Origin of the sequence: Bradyrhizobium sp. CCGUVB14 (assembly GCF_024199935.1) — a bacterium.
Lineage (GTDB): Bacteria > Pseudomonadota > Alphaproteobacteria > Rhizobiales > Xanthobacteraceae > Bradyrhizobium.
Genome location: NZ_JANADS010000001.1, coordinates 5,181,532 through 5,198,726 on the forward strand (window position 1 = coordinate 5,181,532; position 17,195 = coordinate 5,198,726).

Sequence of the window (17,195 nt, forward strand, 5' to 3'; positions counted from 1 at the left end):
AAAGATCATCAACCGTCTTCGTCGGCGTGAGCCGGGGGGGCGTCATTGGCCGCTGCCGGTCGCGCTTCCTGTGCAGTTCTGCGCCGGCGCTTCATTGATCGCGCTCCGCCAAGATGCTGTAGATCTCAGCCGTCGCGATCGCCTGGTGTTAGGGCGTGAGTTGCGTAGTTGATCCGGCTTAATTGCCGCGACAACTTGTCCGCGACACAACCTCCGCGTCAGCCTCACGTGCTTTACCTCTGCGCGTGCAATTGGGATGACGGGACATGTTTAGAACTCTCTGCGGTGCGGTGCTTCTCGCTCTGTCTGCGACGACGGCATCCGCGGCTGACTATGCGTCGCAAGCGCCTGCACTGGCGGCGCTCACCTTCAACTGGACCGGTTGCTATATCGGCGGTCATCTCGGCGGCGGTGCGAGCGAGGATCGCACGATCAACAGCGCCGGTGGGACGGTGGATTTCGGCGCGGGTGGTTTTGTCGGCGGCGGGCAGGCTGGCTGCGACCATCAATTCGCATCCAACTGGGTTGTCGGCGCAGAAGGCCGGGCCGCATGGTCGAGCCTGTCGAGCCAGCACGCCAGCAATGTCAGATTTCCTGCGCTTGGAAACCTCGTCGCGCCGTCGCAGTTCGGTCTCAAGAACGATTTTCTCGCCTCGATCACTGCACGGTTCGGCTACGCTTATGGCTCAGGCTGGCTGTTCTACGGGCGCGGCGGCGTCGCCTGGACTCACGAGAAGATCGATGATGCCTATGTCAGTCCGGCCACCGGTCTTGCAGTCGATCCGAGCGCGTCCGTCATGCGGACTGGCTGGACATTGGGTGCGGGCGTGGAATGGGCGTTTGCGCCGTGCTGGTCCGCCAATGTCGAATACAACTACCACGACTTCGGCACGAAGGGCCCCATCCAGCTCATGAGTCCGACCGAAGGCATCACCGTGGCCCATCTCAAGGACACGATCCATGCCGCGACCATCGGCGTGAATTATCACTACTGACGGAATGGGGAGAGGGCGGCCGCCGCGATCGCGGTGGTCTGTCCGGGCCTAGGACAGGAGCCAGTCGGCCAGGCGCCAGGCCAGCCAGCCCAGCGTGCAGATCCAGCCCACCATCACGATCCCAGCGATCCCGAGCCCGCACAACGCAAACAGCGATGCCCGGGGCTCTTCTACCTCGGGCAGTTTTTCGGTCGTATCAATCTGGCTCACAGCATCCCCTTGGCCGACGGCCTGCTGTTTATTGGTCTCCGTTTGCTCGCGAAAATTCACCAGCCGCGCTCCAACTCACACGGACGTGAGACGGGATGACTGTCCATTCATGGCGAGCGGGAGCCGACAGCGGGCTGGTCGCGAGCCATCCGGACAGGAGGGAAGCACCTGCAACTCGTGGCGCGGCGATTGGTTGCTGTCTGAGGCGCGGAGATGCAGAAGCGTCGGCGCTTTTTTCGCGCTTGGTGCGCCTGCTTCGCGCCTTCCCCGCGTTGAAGGGGAGAACAGGGCCCGCAATCGATGCTGCGCCCGCAGGTCCCTTCAGGCGAGGTCTTCATGTCGATCAGTGCAATCGCTTCTTCCGCCGCCGCAGTGACGGCAACCCCCTCGAGCGCCGCAACGTCGTCCTCGTCGTCCTCGTCGAAATCGTCAACGTCGTCCACCTCGGCAACATCATCCACGTCGTCGACGTCGTCGACGTCAGCGACTTCGTCGACCTCGTCCTCGCAATCGGCCGGCGGCAGCTCCGGATCGGGCGGCAGCGGCAGCTCGTCCAAGACGGTCGTCAGCGAGGTCTCGACCACCGCGAACGGGATGACGACGACGACGATCACTTATTCCGATGGCACGACCGAGGTGGAGACAACGCCCGCCAGCTCGCAGGCCGGCCAAGGCAACCAGCCGGGACAGACCTACAATTCGCAGGGTGCGCTGAGCTCCGGCGCCAACACCGCCGCGGCTGCGAGCAGCGGGGTGTGAGTCGCGATCGACCGCGGGCCAAAAGCACGGTCACGCGCGACGTTGAACGCTTGGCGTTCGTTGTTTGCGGCCCGCCATCTCTGCGTGATTTTTTCTGGAATCAAAACGGCTTAACCGGCGCAAAATTACCAAAGCTTCGTCGAACCTTTGGCCGTCGCCACAGACATATCAGTGTTGGGGATTTCAGCGCCCAATGCCTAAACGGACGCCGCCAAGCGATAATATTCCGCTTGCGCGGCGTTGCGCTTTTTGGGCTCAGCCCGAGGCGTACCAGCCCGCCGGAAACGGGATCAGCGGCCAGACCGGATAATTGTCGTTGGCAGCTCTCGTCGGTCTGTCGTGGGGTGGCCGGGCAACCGGTGTCGGGGGCGATGAAACCATCGCCAGAAGCAAATGCGCAAATTGCAAATTCATGATCATCGACCTGCTGTCAGTCGTTTGAAAAATTCAGTCCGAGTCTTGAAATCAACCAGATGAGCGTTTCGGAAACGGCGCACTCATTCTCAAATCGCGCATGTATCTTAGGAAAGATAGGCACCTGTTTCAACCGGCAACGCGGGCTGTCCCCGGCAAGTAAGGGTTAATCGGTTAGGTTAAGCACGGGCCGTCGTTGCGGCCGTTGTGACGACTGGTATCAAACGCGTCCCGGCACGCGACGGCGCCGCCATCAGCGGCTCACACGAGGTCACATTCGTCGCGGCGTTTCGTTTCGCACGAGTTGTCCGCCATGGCTTTCGATCTCACCTCCAAAACACCCCGCCAACGGTCGAACTGGACCGAGATCTGGCACCTCTGGACCGTGATCGTGCCACGCCGCTCGATCAACGGGCAGCTCGTCTACGGCAAGGTCTGGCGTCGTCACGACGGGCGCGACTGGATCTACAAGAAGTTCACCGAATATGATAGCGAGGCGGCTGCCTGAGCTTCCGCCGCCAAAGCTTCAACAGCCAAACCTTCAACAGCCAAGCGTCTCAGGCGGCCTTTGCGGTCGGGGTGGCCGCGGGCTTCGCCGGCGGCGGCTTCAGCGGCTTGTCCTGCCGTTTCGACCACGAGATGTAATAGGCGACCGTCGTCATGATCGCGATGCCCGCGATGGAGACGAAGAGCTGCGCGAACAGCGAACCCGAGCTCATCGACAGCTCGAAATGGCCGACGAAGGACAGGAACACGCCGACGCAGAACACGGCGAGCGATTGCTGGCCGCAGACGATCACCGGATCGAAGATCTTCCACTCCAGCCCCGGCCAGTCCTTGGGCACGAAGCGGATCACCAGGATCACGATCACGGCGAAGTGGATGAAGCGGTAGGGCGCGAGGTTGGTCTTGTCGTTCGGATTGAACGTCGAGAACAGCCATTCCGGGAACATGCCGCCGAAGGTGGGGAAGCGGCCCGCCATGGTCATGACCAGCGCAAACGCGAGATAGCCGAGACAGAGCCACAGCGTGATCGGCGAGTTGATCAGCCAGCCCGAGCGGCGCGCGCCGCCCATCGCACACCAGGCGCCGAACACGAACAGCACCTGCCAGCAATAAGGGTTGAAGTACCACTGGCCGGCCGGATAGGCGCTCAGGTTCAGGCTGAAGTGACGCGCGGTCAGCCACAAGACGATGGAGAGCACCATCGTCAGGTCGGGCTTGCGCAGCATGAACCACAGCACCGGCGGAAACAGGCCCATCAGCACGATGTAGAGCGGCAGCACGTCGAGATTGAGCGGCTTGAAGCGCAGGAACAGGCCCTGGCGCAGCGTCTCGGTGGCATTGTCGACGAGGCCGGCGACGTTGAACTCGTTGATCATCTCGGAATCGCCAAAGCGCAGCGCCAGATAGCTGATCGAGGCGATGTAGATCACGAACAGGATGATGTGGGCGACGTAGAGCTGCCAGACCCGCTTGGTGAGGCGGGTGGCGCCGACGATGAAGCCGCGCTCCAGCATCATGCGGGCATAGACGAACGAGGCCGTATAGCCGGAGATGAAGACGAACAGGTCGGCCGCGTCCGAAAAGCCGTAATTGCGCGTCGTGATCCAGTTCACGACGTTGTCAGGGATGTGGTCGAGGAAGATCGCCCAGTTGGCGATGCCGCGAAACAGGTCGAGCCTGAGGTCGCGGCCCTTCTCGGGCAGCGTGGCGTTGATGTTCAGAAAGGCCATGCGACGGGAGCTTTCGAAGGGGACGGATACGCTGATGTCGGCGCGGCAGATGTTGTCAAGGCTTGGCCGCCGGGCGGGATTCCCGGGCGGTCGGCGGGTACGCAATTGTCACAGTGCAGCATAATGACTATACCCGTCGGTGAGGGACCCGGGGGCCCGGAATCACCGATCAGTTCCCGAAAGGTGTCTCTATACTATGCCCGCGGTTTCCACCAATCGCTACCGTGACGCATTAAAATCGAACGAAAAGACGAAGAGGCCGGACCGCCAATGACCGCACGCATTTTCAAGCCCGCCAAGAACGCGATGCAATCCGGCCGGTCCAAGACCAAGGAATGGCAGCTCGATTACGAGCCGGAGCAGCCGCGCGCGGTCGAGCCGCTGATGGGTTGGACCTCGTCCGGCGACATGAAACAGCAGATCACGCTGCGCTTCCACACCAAGGACGAGGCGGTCGCCTATTGCGAGCGCAAAGGCATCGCCTACCAGGTGATCGAACCGAAGGAATCGCTGCACCGCCAGGTCGCCTACGCCGACAATTTCTCCTTCCGCCGCGGCGAGCCCTGGACGCACTGAGGGGCGGCGGCTTCGGCCGCCTCCGCGGGGAGCCCTTGGCACCCATTCCGCCGCGTGCTTCGCTGGTCCGCATGACGGGACCATGACGGGGTGGGGGATGGCGGGGCGTGACCAGCTCGACGGCGTCGATCTGAAGATCTTATCCGAGCTGCAGCAGGACGGGCGGGTTCGCAACAACGAGCTCGCGCTGCGCGTCGGCGTGTCCGCGCCGAACTGCCTGCGGCGGCTCAAATCGCTGTTCAGCCGCGGCGTGATCCGCGCGGTGCGCGCGGTCATCGACGAGCGACTACTCGGCTATGAGGTGGTGTCGTTCGTCTCGATCCAGCTCGGCAGCCAGGCCCAGCCGGTGCTGGAGGCGTTCGAGGGATCGATATCAGCGATCCCGCGCATCCAGCAGTGCTGGCGCATTTCGGGTGACACCGACTATCTCCTCAAATGCGTCGCGCCGAGCGTCGAGAGCATGCGCCAGCAGCTGCTGCATTTCGCCGCCATGCCGAACGTGAAGAACGTGCGCAGCTTTCCCGTGCTGGGCGTCGCCAAGGACGTGCCGCTGCCGGTGGAGGAGATCGCGGCTGCGGCGCCGGCAGGATAGCTGCCGCGTTTCAGCGATACCGGCCGCGAAACTCGCGCGGGCTGGCACCGGTCCAGGTGCGGAAAGCCCGCGAAAAGCTCTTTTCGTTGCGGAAGCCGGCGATCTCCGCGATCCGCTTGATCGGGGTGCGGCCGCGCATCAGCTCCTGCTTGGCGAGTTCGAGCTTTGCTTCCTCCTTGAGGTCGCGCAGCGAGGTGGCTTCTTCGCGCAGGCGACGGTGCATGGTGCGGGTGGAGAGCGCGAGCTCGCTTGCGACATCTTCCGCGCCCAGAATGCGGCCGCGCGCCTCGCGCAGCACGCGCCGGACACGCTCGACCAGGAGCCGGTCGCGGCGATAGGGCCGATAGGGCAGCACAGTCAGCCGCAACGCACCCTTGAGCATGCTGTCGAGATCGGCCGCATTGCGGGTCAGCGGCAGCGAGAGATAGTGCCTGTCGAAGACGATGCTGGCGCGGTCCGCGCCGAAGCGGATGGTCTTGCAGAAGATGGTTGGATAGACCGAGACATGGTCGGGCTCGACATAGGGGAATTCCGCCGCGCGCAGCGCGATCGTGGAATCGATCGCCCAGCAGGAGAAGCCGAGCACGTAGCGGAGCAGGGTGACGAGGCAGAACTCACGCAATGCGCCGAGCTCGTGCTGCTCGCGGATCGAGATGGTCGCCGTCTCTTCGGCGACCGAGAGCTCGAACAGCACATCCTCGGTCAGCAGGCGATGATGCCGGCACCAGCGCTTGAGCGCGACCTCGAGATTGGGCGCGGTGATCGAGGCGCGGCACAGCATGCCGTAAGTGCCGAAAGGGAGCCGGCGCGAGAACCAGCCGAGCGCCTCGTCATCGAGCTCACGCATGGCATGGCCAGCCAGCGCCTCGAACTGGGCGGCCGTCACCCGCCCATCCCCGGATTTGACGAGGTCGGGGAGAACCTGCCCCTTGCTCAACGCCTCGGCCGGGTCCCGCCCATAGCGGCCATAGGCCGCAACCACGCCGCGCACGAAGGCGGCGGGGGTCATGGCGCGGCGGGGCGTGGCGGTTGCGGCCTGAAAGGGCATGGACGATCCTTTGGAAAATCCTCGCCAAACTTGGCGGAAAATGCAACCTTTTCGACCGCCACGGCGCCCGGGCGGGGGTAGGTTCGGGGCCGATAAGAATCTTGGAGGACTCGCCTTGAACATCCCGAGCATCGACTTCGATCTGGGCGAAGACATCAGCATGCTGCGCGACACCGTGCGCGCCTTTGTGGAAGCAGAGGTGGCACCGCGCGCGGCTGAGGTCGAGAAAGCAAACCTGTTCCCGGCCGACCTCTGGAAGCGGTTTGGCGACCTCGGGCTGCTCGGCATGACCGCGCCGGAGCAATATGGCGGCTCCAACATGGGCTATCTCGCTCATGTCGTCGCCATGGAGGAGATTTCGCGCGGTTCGGCGGCCGTTGGCCTGTCCTACGGCGCGCACTCCAATCTCTGCGTCAACCAGATCCGCCGCAACGGCAATGATGCGCAGCGCGAGCGCTATCTGCCGAAACTGATCTCCGGCGAGTTCGTCGGCGCGCTCGCGATGTCCGAGCCCGGCGCCGGCTCCGACGTCGTCTCGATGAAGCTGCGCGCCGACAAGCGCGGCGACCGCTATGTGCTCAACGGCTCGAAGATGTGGATCACCAATGGCGGCGATGCCGACGTGCTGGTGGTCTACGCCAAGACCGATCCGGAGGCCGGCCCGCGCGGCATGACCGCCTTCCTGATCGAGAAAGGCTTCAAGGGTTTCACCCACGGCCAGCATCTCGACAAGCTCGGCATGCGCGGCTCCAACACCTATCCGCTGTTCTTCGACGATTGCGAGGTGCCGGCGGAGAACGTGCTGGGCAATGTGGGCGAGGGCGTCAAGGTGCTGATGTCCGGCCTCGATTACGAGCGCGCGGTGCTCTCCGGCGGCCCGCTCGGGATCATGGCGGCCTGCATGGACGCGGTGGTGCCCTACATGCACGAACGAAAGCAGTTCGGCCAGCCGATCGGCGATTTCCAGTTGATGCAGGGCAAGCTCGCCGACATGTATTCGACCTGGCAGGCGACGCGCGCTTATGTCTATGCCGTGGGCAAGGCCTGCGACCGTGCCAACCACGCGCGTACGCTGCGCAAGGACGCTGCGGCCGCGATCCTGTATTCGGCCGAGAAGGCGACGTGGATGGCGGGCGAAGCGATCCAGGCGCTCGGCGGCGTCGGCTATACGTCCGAGTTTCCGGTCGGCCGGCTCTGGCGCGACGCCAAGCTCTACGAGATTGGCGCGGGCACCTCCGAAGTGCGCCGCATGCTGATCGGCCGTGAGCTGATGGCGGAAACCAACTAAACCCTTCGTAATTACGCCACCAGAAACGCGGGACCTCATGCCGCTCCATTCCAGCATCGATCCATCCTCATCCGATTTTGCGCGCAATGCGGAGGCCATGCGCGGCCTCGTCGCGGACTTGCGCGAAAAACTCAGCCAGGTCGCCGGTGGCGGCGGCGAGGCCTCGCGCAACCGCCACACGTCGCGCGGCAAGATGCTGGCGCGCGAGCGCGTCGATCTGCTGGTCGATCCCGGGACCTCGTTCCTGGAGCTGTCGCCGCTCGCGGCCCACGGCCTCTATGGCGGCGACGTGCATTCGGCGAGCATCGTCACCGGCGTGGGGCGTATCTCGGGGCGCGAATGCGTGATCGTCGCCAACGACGCCACCATCAAGGGCGGCACCTATTATCCGATGACCGTGAAGAAGCATCTGCGCGCGCAGGACATCGCGCGGCAGAACAACCTGCCCTGCGTCTACATGGTCGATTCCGGCGGCGCCTTCCTGCCGCTGCAGGACGAGATCTTTCCGGACGAGCGCCACTTTGGCCGCATCTTCTACAACCAGGCGCAGATGTCGTCCCAGGGTATTCCGCAGATCGCGATCGTGATGGGCTCCTGCACGGCCGGCGGCGCCTATGTCCCGGCGATGTCGGACGAGAGCATCATCGTGCGCAACCAAGGCACCATCTTCCTCGGCGGCCCGCCGCTGGTGAAGGCCGCGACCGGCGAGGTCGTGAGCGCCGAGGAACTCGGCGGCGCCGACGTGCATTCGCGGCAGTCCGGCGTGACCGATCATTACGCCCAGAACGATGCACATGCGATCGGCATCGCCCGACGCATCGTCGGCACGCTGAAGCCATCCGCGCGGCCGAACCTGAACATGCATCCGCCGCGCGATCCGCTGTTCGCGGCCGAGGAGATCTACGGCGTGGTGCCCGTGGACGGCCGGAAGCCGTTCGACGTGCGCGACATCATTGCGCGCGTGGTCGACGGTTCCGAGTTCGACGAGTTCAAGAAGCTCTACGGCACCACGCTGGTGTGCGGCTTCGCCCACATCTGGGGCTATCCGGTCGGCATCATCGCCAACAACGGCATTCTCTTCAGCGAGAGCTCGCTGAAGGGTGCCCATTTCATCGAGCTGTGCTGCCAGCGCGGCATTCCCCTGGTGTTCTTGCAGAACATCACCGGCTTCATGGTCGGCAAGAAATACGAGGCCGGCGGCATCGCGCGCGACGGCGCCAAGCTCGTCACGGCGGTTGCGACCGCCTCGGTGCCGAAATTCACCGTGGTGATCGGCGGCTCCTACGGCGCCGGCAATTACGGCATGTGCGGCCGCGCCTATGCGCCGCGTTTCCTCTGGATGTGGCCGAACGCGCGCATCTCGGTGATGGGTGGCGAGCAGGCCTCGATGGTGCTGAGCCAGGTCCGCCGCGACAACATCGAGGCCAAGGGCGATAGCTGGTCGAAGCAGGAGGAAGACAAGTTCCGCGAGCCGATCCGCGCGCAATATGAGAGCCAGGGGCATCCTTATTATGCGACTGCGCGTCTGTGGGACGACGGCGTGATTGATCCAGCCGACACGCGGCTCGTGCTCGGCCTCGGCCTCTCGGCGGCGTCGAACGCGCCGATCGAACCGACGAAATTCGGCCTGTTCAGGATGTGATGCGATGGACCGCTCAAAGCTCTACCGCCGTTTTCGCACGCTCCTGATCGCCAACCGCGGCGAGATCGCCTGCCGCGTCATCCGCACCGCGCGTGCCATGGGCCTGCGCACGGTCGCGGTCTATTCCGAGGCCGACCGCGACGCGATGCATGTCGCGCTCGCTGACGAAGCCGTGCTGCTTGGTCCCTCGCGGGCCCGCGACAGCTATCTCAATGTCGAGCGGCTGATCGAGGCCGCGCGCAAGACCGGCGCCGAGGCCGTGCACCCCGGCTACGGCTTCCTGTCGGAGAATGCCGAATTTGCGCAAGCCTGCCTCGATGCAGGGCTCGTTTTCGTCGGGCCCACGGCCGAGATGATGACGGCGATGGGCTCGAAGTCCGGCTCAAAGGCGCTGATGGAGAAGGCCGGCGTGCCGCTGGTGCCCGGCTATCACGGCGACGCACAGGACGATGCGACGCTGGCGAAGGCGGCCGAGAAGGTCGGTTTCCCGATCCTGGTGAAGGCTTCGGCCGGCGGCGGCGGCCGCGGCATGCGCATCGTGCGCTCGGCGGCGGAGCTTGGACCTGCGATCGTCAGCGCCAAGCGCGAGGCCAAGGCCGCGTTCGGCGACGACCGCATGCTGATCGAGAAATATGTCGACAATCCCAGGCATATCGAGGTGCAGATCATCGGCGACAGCCACGGCAATCTGCTGTCGCTGTTCGAGCGCGAATGCACCTTGCAGCGCCGGCACCAGAAGGTGATCGAGGAAGCGCCGTCGCCGACGCTCAATCCTGCGCAGCGCGAAACGGTCTGTGCCGCCGCGCGAAAGGCCGCGGGCGCGGTGAACTACGTGGGCGCCGGGACCATCGAGTTCGTCTCCGACGGCAAGGACGTGTTCTTCATCGAGATGAACACGCGTCTCCAGGTCGAGCACCCCGTGACCGAGCTGATATCAGGGGTCGACCTCGTCGAATGGCAGCTGCGCGTCGCTTTCGGCGAGGCGCTGCCGCTGAAGCAGGACGAGATCAAGCTCAACGGCCACGCCGTCGAAGCGCGTGTTTATGCAGAGAACCCGACCAAGAACTTCATGCCGTCGGTCGGCAAGATCTCGACCTGGCGGTTGCCCGCGGAGACCGGCGGCTTGCGCATCGACGCCGGCTATCGCGAGGGCGATACGGTCTCGCCGTATTACGATGCCATGCTCGCCAAGATGATCGCGTGGGCGCCGACGCGCGATGTTGCGATCGACCGGCTCAACCGTGGTCTGGAAGAGTCGGACGTTCGCGGGATCGTCACCAACATCCCGTTCCTGTCGGCGCTGATCACGCATCCGAAGGTGCGGGCCAATGCGATCGACACCGGATTCATCGAGCGCGAGCTGGCGGCCCTGACCTCGGCTGCGCCGGCGCCCGGCGAGCTCGAGCTGTGTGCCGCAGTTGCCGCGATCGTCAATGACGAGCGGCAGGCGACGCAAGGTGAAGCTAATTCGCCTTTGAATTCTCCTTGGCAGACCTTCGGCTGGATGCCGGTCGGCCGGCGCCAGCGCAGCTTTGCCTTCCGTGTCGGCCATGGGACCGAGCAGAAGATCAGTCTGAACTACGGCAGCGGACCATCGACGCTGGTGATCGGCGAGCGCGAGCTCGCGTTCACGGTTGCGCCGAAGGATGGCGGATTCGACCTGACGCTCGACGGCGTGAAATCCTCCGTCGCAGCCGTTATCGACGGCCATGAGCTGTACCTGCGTACGCGCAACGGCCGCTTCGACCTGCATTGGGTCGACCCGTTCGGCGGCGAGAGCGAGGAGCAGACCGGCGCGGACAAGATCGCAGCCCCGTTGCCTGGCACGGTCGTCGCGGTGCTGGCCGAGGAGGGCGCGAAGCTCGAGAAGGGCGCGCCGATCCTGACACTGGAAGTCATGAAAATGGAGCAGACGCTGCGCGCGCCCTATGCCGGCGTGCTGAAGTCGATCAAGTGCAAGGTCGGCGATATCGTTCAGGAAGGCGTCGAGCTCGCCGTGGTCGAGGCCTCCGAGGAGTGACATGAGCGATCCTGTCCGCATCATCGAAATGGGGCCGCGCGACGGCCTCCAGAACGAGAAGACGCCCGTCAGTGTCGAGGCTCGCATCGCCTTCATCGAGGCGTTGGTCGCGGCCGGGCTCGATACGGTCGAGGTCGGCGCCTTCGTCTCGCCCAAGGCGATCCCGCAGATGGCGAGTTCCGACGCCGTGCTGCGCGGCGTTGCCCACGTCAAGGACGCCGAATTCCACGTGCTGGTGCCGAACGAGAAGGGCTATGACGCGGCGCGCGCCGCCGGCGCGAAGGTGGTCTCCGTGTTCGCCGCAGCCTCCGAAGGTTTTTCGCGCGCCAACATCAACTGCTCGGTTGCGGAGTCCATCGAGCGGTTCAGACCGGTGCTGGTCCGCGCCAAGGCGGACGGCATCCCGGTGCGCGGCTATATTTCCTGCGTGCTTGGCTGTCCCTTCGACGGCGAGATCAAGCCGAAGGCAGTTGCCGATCTCGCCAGCACGCTCTGGGATCTCGGCTGCTACGAGATCTCGCTCGGCGACACCATCGGCGTCGGCACGCCTGACAAGGCCAGGGAGATGCTGCGCGCGGTCGGCGCCAACATACCCGCGTCAAAACTCGCGATGCATTTCCACGACACCTACGGCCAGGCGCTCGCCAATCTCTACGCCGGCCTGGAGGAGGGGGTCCGCGTCATCGACGCGGCCGCTGGAGGGCTGGGCGGCTGTCCCTATGCGCCGGGCGCCACGGGCAATGTCGCGACCGAGGATGTCGTCTACATGCTTGAGGGCATGGGCGTGAAGACCGGGATTGATATGGAGAAGCTGCTGGCGGCGACCAACGCGATGAGCGTGGTGCTGGACAAGCCGCCGGTGAGCCGGGTGGCGACGGCGCTGAATGCGAAGAAGAAGCGGGCCAGTTCGTAGGTGCCGTAGGGTGGGCAAAGCGTAGCGTGCCCACGAAATCTATCCGATCATCGAGAGGTGGTGGGCACGGCGCTGGTGCGCCTTTGCCCACCCTACGACAGCGGTGTTTGTGTTGCTACCTGCTCCCGTCCGGCCCCATCACCAGGTCCGGCAGCCAGGTCGAGATCTCCGGCACGAGGCACAACAGCAGCACGGCGCCCATCATCAGCAGCACGAAGGGCAGCGTGCCCCAGATCACCTCGCTGAGTGAAATGTCCGGCGCGACGTTACGAATAACGAAGATGTTGAGGCCGACGGGAGGATGGATCAGCCCCATCTCCATCACGATGGTCATGACCACGCCGAACCAGATGATGTCGAAATTCGCGGCGCGCAACGGCGGCAGGATGATCGGCGCGGTCATCAGAATGATCGAGACCGGCGGCAGGAAGAAGCCGAGGACGACGACCATGACGAGGATCGCAAACAGCAGCCCCCAGCGCGGCAGATGCATCGCGACGACGGATTCGGCGACCGATTGCGAGATGTGCAGATAGCTCATCACGTAAGAATAAAGCAGCGACATGCCGATGATCATCATCAGCATGGTCGATTCTCGGATGGTCGATTTCATGATCGGGCCGAGGTCGTCCGGCCGCCACACGCCATAGATCGCCGCGATCAGGCCCAGCGCCAGAAGGCCGCCGAGGCCTGCCGTCTCCGACGGCGTGGCAAAGCCGCCGTAAAGCGCCGCCATGACGCCGGTCAGCAGCAGCACGAACGGGATCACCCGCGGCAGCACGCTGAAGCGTTCGGCGAGCGTGTATTCGTCGCGGGCGAGGATCGCAGCTTCTGGGCCGCCATTCTTGTAGGCCGCTTCGGCCGCCGCATATTCCTGACGGAAGCGGATCACGGCATAGGCGCCGAACAGCGAAACCAGCAGCAACCCGGGGCCAATGCCGGCGAGGAACAGCCGACCCAGCGATTTTTCCGCGGCGACCGCAAACAGGATCATGGTGATCGAGGGCGGCAGCAGGATGCCGAGCGTGCCGCCGGCGGCGATGATGCCGGCGGCAAAACCGCCGGAATAACCACGCTTGCGCATCTCGGGGATGCCGGCTGAGCCGATCGCAGAGCAGGTCGCTGGGCTCGAGCCCGCCATTGCCGCGAACAGCGCGCAGGCGAAGACGTTGGCAACGCCGAGGCCGCCGGGCACGCGATGCAGCCAGGCATGCAGTGCGGAATAGAGATCCTGGCCGGCGCGCGATTTGCCGATCGCCGCACCCTTCAGGATGAAAAGTGGGATCGACAGCAGCGTGATCGAGGCCATCTCCTCGTAGACATTCTGTGTCACGGTATCCAGCGACGCGGCAGGCATGTAGATGCCCATGAACACGACCGCGACCGCGCCGAGCGCGAACGCGATCGGCATGCCCGAAAACATCACGAGCAGCGTCGCGATCCCGTAAGCGATACCGATACCGAAAACGCTCATGGACGCTTGGCTCCCGCGAACGGCAGCGCCAGCTGCACGAGGATCTGAATGCACAGCAGGCTCATGCCGAGCGCCATCAGTGAATAGGGAATGGCGAGCGGCGGCGACCACATCGAGTTCGAGACCTGGCCATCGACGTAGGCCTCATGGGCCAGCGTCCACGACTTCCAGGTGAAGAAACCACAGAACAGCAGCGTGGCGACATCGACCAGCCAGAGCCTGACTCGGTTGGCCAGCGGCGACAGCAGGCCAACGAAGGCCTCGATGCCGATATGGCCGCGGTTCTGCTGCACATAGGCTGCCGTCATGAAGGTGGCGCCGACCAGCAGGAATACGGCGGCCTCGTCCTGCCAGTAGTTGGCGGCCTTGAACAGCGCGCGGCTCAGCACGCTGTAGCTCAGGATGGCGCACGCGGCGATCAGCGCGACCGCGGCGAACGCGACGATGATGCGGTTGAGGATGGCGAGGCCGCGATCGAGCGCCGCCGCAAGGCCGGTCCTTGCGGCAGCGTTCGCCGTGTCGTCACGATCCGTCAGCGGACCGTGGCTCATGCAGCGACGTCGGAGGCGAGCTTGAGCAGGTTCGCAGCGGTCGCGGTCTTGGCGCCGTAATCCTTCCACGCGGTGTCGCGGGCGATGTCGCGCCACTTGCCGACCGTCGCGGCATCGAGCGCCGAGACCTTGGCGCCGGCCTTTTCGTAGACCTTGGCGACCTCGACGTCGTCATCCTGCGCGCCCTTGCGGCCGAAGGTTTCGAGCTCTGCGCCCACAGTGACCAGAATGTCCTGCTGGTTCTTCGGCAGCTTGTCGAAGATCGCCTTCGACATCATCAGCGGCTCGAGCATGAACCAGTAGGATGCGCCCGCACCCGAGGTCAGCGACTTCGCGACCTCTTCGAGACGGAACGAGATCAGGCTGGTGGAGGAGGTGATACCGGCGTCGCAGGCGCCGGTCTGCATCGCGGCGTAGATTTCGTTCGAGGGCACCGACAGCACCGAGGCGCCGGCGGTCTGAAGCACCATGTCCATCTCGCGCGAACCGCCGCGCACCTTCATGCCCTTGGCATCCTCAGGCGCCACGATCGGCTTGGAGCGGCTGGCGACGCCGCCGGCCTGCCACACCCAGCTCAGGAGGATGATGCCCTTGTCGGCGAGGAAGTCGGTCAGCGCCTTGCCGACCGGCTCCTTCTTCCAGCGCATGCCCTGGTCGTAGGTGGTGACGAGGCCGGGCATCAGGCCGATATTTGTCTCCGGCAATTCACCGCCGGCGTAGGGCATCGGATACAGCGAGATGTCGAGCGCGCCCTTGCGCATCGCGGAGAACTGCGCGTTGGTCTTGATCAGCGAGGAGTTCGGATAGATCTCGGCCGCGATGTCGCCGTTGCTGCGCTTACTGACTTCGGCGGCGAACATGCGGCAGAGCCGGTCGCGGAAATCGCCCTTGTCGATGGTGCCACCGGGGAATTGATGCGAGATCTTCAGCGTGGTCGCGGCATGCGCGGTGCCGATGCCGAAGCGGAGAATGGCGGGTGCTGCGACAGCGGTCGCGAGCAGGTGACGACGCGTGAACATGGAGTATCCCCTTGACGGTTCTTTGAACGGCTCTTGTTTGACGTGATTTGGGCGGTCATGAGACCGGCGCGAAGGCCCATCTTAGCCGGTCTTTGCCCTGAACTTCTCTCATCTGATAGTTCGAGACCGAATGCCGCGGCAAGTGTTGGCCTTGCTGCGCTGCACACGCCGGATCCCGCTATTCCCGTTGTTGACAGACGACGTTCGCGCAGGTCGGCCGGACAATGTGAGAAAAAATCGCAACGTCGCGTAACAAGCAGGCGTGTCGAACCGTCGAGATTGTGTCGCGGCACAAGTCGCTGACGAACACCATCTCGAAGGGATTGTTTCTCATGACCATTCGCACCCGCATCGCGCTCGGCGTCTCGGCTGCCGTTCTCTCGCTGGGCCTCGCGCTGTCGCCCGCCGCTTTCGCCCAGGACAAGATGGGCAAGGACGACGGCATGATGAAAAAGGACACGATGTCCAAGAACGGCATGAAGAAGGACACCATGTCCAAGGACGACGGCATGAAGAAGGATACGATGTCGAAGGATGGGATGAAGAAAGACGACGGGATGATGAAGAAGAACTGATCTCATGCCGTCATGCCGGGCACCCTCGCGAGGCGAGCCCGGCATGCGCTGATCCAGGCTCGGTCGATGGCCTGCCATCGTGCGCACGCGTTCGCGCGGACGGAGCTGGTCGCGCCGTCAGGATTCGACCTGAAGCACATCCGCTTCAGGTCAAATCTTGTTGAGAGTTACTTCCGCTTGGCCTTACGGGCCGCGTAACGGGCGTCGCGCTTGGCCTTTTGCTCGGCTTCGAGCTCGGCCTGTCTGGCGACCGCCTCTTCGGCTTCGCGGGCGATCCGCGCCGCTTCAGCGGCGGCAGCCTCTTCCGCGACGCGCTTCTGCTCGGCCTTTTCAGCCTCGCGAGCGGCCTTCACCTCGGCGCGCTTGGCTGCGAGTGCCTCGCGCTCGGCACGCTTCGCCGCGACCGCGGGATCGTCGTGCCCCGGCTGCGACTTGAATTTGTTTAAAAGATTTTTGCGTGCGTCCTGCGCCGCCTTTTGCCGGTCTGCAAACCCGGGTTCCCTGAATCCACTCATCGACGAGCCTTGTCTTCCTCGCTTTCGATCCTACATCACTGCCTGTTGGTACGTCGGCTGGGCACAAGCAGGCACCACACGACGCAGAAGCGTGTACATCGCCGCGCGCCGTGAAGCCACCCATAATCGCAGCCGATCAGGTCAACGAAAATCGCTTACCCAGCCGATCCTTCGTAGCCCGGAAAAACTGCCGAATTGTGATGCCCTTCATAAGGGCACCCAGCGGCGGCGCCTAGCGTCCGCCCCAATACGAGACGGAGCACGGGCATGATCTATTTCCGGCTAAGCCTGAAAGCCCTTGCAGTCACGGTCGCCACAGCGGCAGTTGTGGGTGCGGTGCTGTTGCTTGCCCGCCCGCAACCCATCGAGAGCACCGTTCTGGGGGGCGCATGGGAGTGCACCCAGACCGCGTTCATCCTGACGAGCTGTGCGCCGCGCGCGCAGCAGGCCATCCCGGCGGTCGAGACCTTGCGCAAGGAGGCGCGGAGGGCAACGCGGGGCTGAGTGGCGATGCGGAGCGCAGGATGTGACGCGACGTCGCAGAGGTGATAAAGGGCCTCACCGAGCGCGATAGGTCCCCATGTCCGAGCCTGACTCCAAGCCTCACACCACCAAGAAGCCCAGTGCGCCGGCAAATCCCCAATCCGGTGACAACCGTCGTGGTGCCATCGCCGGGCTGATCATCGCCGCTGTGATCCTCGGTGTCGGGCTGTGGCTTGCCCGCGACCTCACGGCTGCCAGCAAGCTGCAGGATTGCCTGATGTCGGGGCGGAGCAATTGCAATGTGATCGAGCCGGCCCGCTAGGCCGGTCTTGCTGGACGCGTCCGGACGAAAAATTGCCGTGATCTTAAACATTTGTAACGGGAC

At 64.3% G+C, this 17,195-nt stretch carries 20 protein-coding genes; 12 read left to right on the plus strand and 8 right to left on the minus strand.

The window, feature by feature from the left end:
* Window positions 1–266: 266 nt before the first annotated feature.
* On the plus strand, window positions 267–995 hold the full coding sequence (locus NLM32_RS24050) for an outer membrane protein (protein WP_254131344.1): 729 nt from the start codon (window positions 267–269) through the stop codon (window positions 993–995).
* 48 nt (window positions 996–1,043) lie between these two features.
* Here the strand turns inward: NLM32_RS24050 and NLM32_RS24055 are convergent, their stop codons facing one another.
* Window positions 1,044–1,265, minus strand: coding sequence for an RNA-binding protein (locus tag NLM32_RS24055; protein ID WP_254131345.1), 222 nt, complete (start codon window positions 1,263–1,265; stop codon window positions 1,044–1,046).
* 47 nt (window positions 1,266–1,312) lie between these two features.
* Window positions 1,313–1,819 carry a hypothetical protein gene (locus tag NLM32_RS24060; protein ID WP_254131346.1) on the minus strand — a complete coding sequence of 169 codons (507 nt, stop codon included), beginning with the start codon at window positions 1,817–1,819 and terminating at the stop codon, window positions 1,313–1,315.
* Here NLM32_RS24060 and NLM32_RS24065 point away from each other — a divergent pair.
* Window positions 1,800–1,964 carry a hypothetical protein gene (locus NLM32_RS24065; RefSeq protein WP_254131347.1) on the plus strand — a complete coding sequence of 55 codons (165 nt, stop codon included), beginning with the start codon at window positions 1,800–1,802 and terminating at the stop codon, window positions 1,962–1,964. The genes NLM32_RS24060 and NLM32_RS24065 overlap by 20 nt on opposite strands.
* 727 nt (window positions 1,965–2,691) lie before the next feature.
* Complete coding sequence (locus NLM32_RS24070; protein ID WP_254131348.1) at window positions 2,692–2,886, plus strand: hypothetical protein; 195 nt, start codon at window positions 2,692–2,694, stop codon at window positions 2,884–2,886.
* Between the two features lie 49 nt (window positions 2,887–2,935).
* Here NLM32_RS24070 and NLM32_RS24075 read toward each other — a convergent pair whose 3' ends face one another.
* The gene (locus NLM32_RS24075) at window positions 2,936–4,114 is read right to left on the minus strand and encodes an OpgC domain-containing protein (protein WP_254131349.1); all 1,179 of its coding nucleotides are present in this window, start codon (window positions 4,112–4,114) and stop codon (window positions 2,936–2,938) included.
* A gap of 270 nt (window positions 4,115–4,384) precedes the next feature.
* Here NLM32_RS24075 and NLM32_RS24080 point away from each other — a divergent pair, with 270 nt between their 5' ends.
* Both NLM32_RS24080 and NLM32_RS24085 read left to right on the plus strand, forming a co-directional pair.
* Window positions 4,385–4,690 carry an ETC complex I subunit gene (locus tag NLM32_RS24080; RefSeq protein ID WP_057754809.1) on the plus strand — a complete coding sequence of 102 codons (306 nt, stop codon included), beginning with the start codon at window positions 4,385–4,387 and terminating at the stop codon, window positions 4,688–4,690.
* A 97-nt stretch (window positions 4,691–4,787) separates the two neighbouring features.
* Window positions 4,788–5,282 (plus strand): Lrp/AsnC family transcriptional regulator, encoded by a 495-nt coding sequence (locus tag NLM32_RS24085; protein WP_254131350.1) that lies wholly within the window; start codon window positions 4,788–4,790, stop codon window positions 5,280–5,282.
* Between the two features lie 10 nt (window positions 5,283–5,292).
* Here NLM32_RS24085 and NLM32_RS24090 read toward each other — a convergent pair whose 3' ends face one another.
* Window positions 5,293–6,330, minus strand: a complete 1,038-nt coding sequence (locus NLM32_RS24090; protein WP_254131351.1) for an AraC family transcriptional regulator — start codon at window positions 6,328–6,330, stop codon at window positions 5,293–5,295.
* A 115-nt stretch (window positions 6,331–6,445) separates the two neighbouring features.
* Here NLM32_RS24090 and NLM32_RS24095 point away from each other — a divergent pair, with 115 nt between their 5' ends.
* Genes NLM32_RS24095 through NLM32_RS24110 form a run of 4 tightly spaced genes read left to right on the plus strand, consistent with a single transcriptional unit; the run spans window position 6,446 to window position 12,193 of the window.
* Entirely contained in the window at window positions 6,446–7,618 is a 1,173-nt protein-coding gene (locus NLM32_RS24095) for an isovaleryl-CoA dehydrogenase (RefSeq protein ID WP_254131352.1), read from the plus strand.
* Window positions 7,619–7,655: 37 nt separating this feature from the next.
* On the plus strand, window positions 7,656–9,260 hold the full coding sequence (locus tag NLM32_RS24100) for a carboxyl transferase domain-containing protein (RefSeq protein WP_254131353.1): 1,605 nt from the start codon (window positions 7,656–7,658) through the stop codon (window positions 9,258–9,260).
* Window positions 9,261–9,264: 4 nt separating this feature from the next.
* The gene (locus NLM32_RS24105) at window positions 9,265–11,280 is read left to right on the plus strand and encodes an acetyl/propionyl/methylcrotonyl-CoA carboxylase subunit alpha (RefSeq protein WP_254131354.1); all 2,016 of its coding nucleotides are present in this window, start codon (window positions 9,265–9,267) and stop codon (window positions 11,278–11,280) included.
* Between the two features lies 1 nt (window position 11,281).
* Window positions 11,282–12,193, plus strand: coding sequence for a hydroxymethylglutaryl-CoA lyase (locus NLM32_RS24110; protein ID WP_254131355.1), 912 nt, complete (start codon window positions 11,282–11,284; stop codon window positions 12,191–12,193).
* 115 nt (window positions 12,194–12,308) lie between these two features.
* Here NLM32_RS24110 and NLM32_RS24115 read toward each other — a convergent pair whose 3' ends face one another.
* The 3 genes from NLM32_RS24115 to dctP are packed head-to-tail and all read right to left on the minus strand — an operon-like array spanning window position 12,309 to window position 15,237.
* Window positions 12,309–13,667, minus strand: coding sequence for a TRAP transporter large permease (locus NLM32_RS24115; protein ID WP_254131356.1), 1,359 nt, complete (start codon window positions 13,665–13,667; stop codon window positions 12,309–12,311).
* The gene (locus tag NLM32_RS24120) at window positions 13,664–14,218 is read right to left on the minus strand and encodes a TRAP transporter small permease (protein WP_254131357.1); all 555 of its coding nucleotides are present in this window, start codon (window positions 14,216–14,218) and stop codon (window positions 13,664–13,666) included. Before NLM32_RS24120 ends, NLM32_RS24115 begins: the two co-directional genes overlap by 4 nt.
* Entirely contained in the window at window positions 14,215–15,237 is a 1,023-nt protein-coding gene (dctP, locus tag NLM32_RS24125) for a TRAP transporter substrate-binding protein DctP (protein WP_254131358.1), read from the minus strand. Before dctP ends, NLM32_RS24120 begins: the two co-directional genes overlap by 4 nt.
* 332 nt (window positions 15,238–15,569) lie before the next feature.
* Here dctP and NLM32_RS24130 point away from each other — a divergent pair, with 332 nt between their 5' ends.
* Window positions 15,570–15,812: a pentapeptide MXKDX repeat protein gene (locus NLM32_RS24130; protein ID WP_254131359.1), complete on the plus strand. Its 243-nt coding sequence runs from the start codon at window positions 15,570–15,572 to the stop codon at window positions 15,810–15,812.
* A 167-nt stretch (window positions 15,813–15,979) separates the two neighbouring features.
* On the opposite strand, the gene NLM32_RS24135 is transcribed toward NLM32_RS24130, so the two are convergent.
* Window positions 15,980–16,327, minus strand: coding sequence for a DUF6481 family protein (locus NLM32_RS24135; protein WP_254131360.1), 348 nt, complete (start codon window positions 16,325–16,327; stop codon window positions 15,980–15,982).
* Window positions 16,328–16,594: 267 nt separating this feature from the next.
* Between NLM32_RS24135 and NLM32_RS24140 the strand changes: the two genes are divergently transcribed.
* Window positions 16,595–16,831: a hypothetical protein gene (locus NLM32_RS24140; protein WP_254131361.1), complete on the plus strand. Its 237-nt coding sequence runs from the start codon at window positions 16,595–16,597 to the stop codon at window positions 16,829–16,831.
* 76 nt (window positions 16,832–16,907) lie between these two features.
* Complete coding sequence (locus tag NLM32_RS24145; protein WP_254131362.1) at window positions 16,908–17,132, plus strand: hypothetical protein; 225 nt, start codon at window positions 16,908–16,910, stop codon at window positions 17,130–17,132.
* The last annotated feature ends 63 nt before the right edge of the window (window positions 17,133–17,195 follow it).

Excerpts from the sequence above, each read along its gene's own strand:
- NLM32_RS24050 (WP_254131344.1), top strand. The coding sequence starts at position 267 with ATGTTTAGAACTCTCTGCGGTGCGGTGCTTCTCGCTCTGTCTGCGACG.
- NLM32_RS24065 (WP_254131347.1), top strand. The coding sequence starts at position 1,800 with ATGACGACGACGACGATCACTTATTCCGATGGCACGACCGAGGTGGAG.
- NLM32_RS24070 (WP_254131348.1), top strand. The coding sequence starts at position 2,692 with ATGGCTTTCGATCTCACCTCCAAAACACCCCGCCAACGGTCGAACTGG.
- NLM32_RS24075 (WP_254131349.1), bottom strand. The coding sequence starts at position 4,114 with ATGGCCTTTCTGAACATCAACGCCACGCTGCCCGAGAAGGGCCGCGAC.
- NLM32_RS24080 (WP_057754809.1), top strand. The coding sequence starts at position 4,385 with ATGACCGCACGCATTTTCAAGCCCGCCAAGAACGCGATGCAATCCGGC.
- NLM32_RS24085 (WP_254131350.1), top strand. The coding sequence starts at position 4,788 with ATGGCGGGGCGTGACCAGCTCGACGGCGTCGATCTGAAGATCTTATCC.
- NLM32_RS24090 (WP_254131351.1), bottom strand. The coding sequence starts at position 6,330 with ATGCCCTTTCAGGCCGCAACCGCCACGCCCCGCCGCGCCATGACCCCC.
- NLM32_RS24100 (WP_254131353.1), top strand. The coding sequence starts at position 7,656 with ATGCCGCTCCATTCCAGCATCGATCCATCCTCATCCGATTTTGCGCGC.
- NLM32_RS24105 (WP_254131354.1), top strand. The coding sequence starts at position 9,265 with ATGGACCGCTCAAAGCTCTACCGCCGTTTTCGCACGCTCCTGATCGCC.
- NLM32_RS24110 (WP_254131355.1), top strand. The coding sequence starts at position 11,282 with ATGAGCGATCCTGTCCGCATCATCGAAATGGGGCCGCGCGACGGCCTC.
- NLM32_RS24115 (WP_254131356.1), bottom strand. The coding sequence starts at position 13,667 with ATGAGCGTTTTCGGTATCGGTATCGCTTACGGGATCGCGACGCTGCTC.
- NLM32_RS24120 (WP_254131357.1), bottom strand. The coding sequence starts at position 14,218 with ATGAGCCACGGTCCGCTGACGGATCGTGACGACACGGCGAACGCTGCC.
- dctP (WP_254131358.1), bottom strand. The coding sequence starts at position 15,237 with ATGTTCACGCGTCGTCACCTGCTCGCGACCGCTGTCGCAGCACCCGCC.
- NLM32_RS24130 (WP_254131359.1), top strand. The coding sequence starts at position 15,570 with ATGACCATTCGCACCCGCATCGCGCTCGGCGTCTCGGCTGCCGTTCTC.
- NLM32_RS24135 (WP_254131360.1), bottom strand. The coding sequence starts at position 16,327 with ATGAGTGGATTCAGGGAACCCGGGTTTGCAGACCGGCAAAAGGCGGCG.
- NLM32_RS24140 (WP_254131361.1), top strand. The coding sequence starts at position 16,595 with ATGATCTATTTCCGGCTAAGCCTGAAAGCCCTTGCAGTCACGGTCGCC.
- NLM32_RS24145 (WP_254131362.1), top strand. The coding sequence starts at position 16,908 with ATGTCCGAGCCTGACTCCAAGCCTCACACCACCAAGAAGCCCAGTGCG.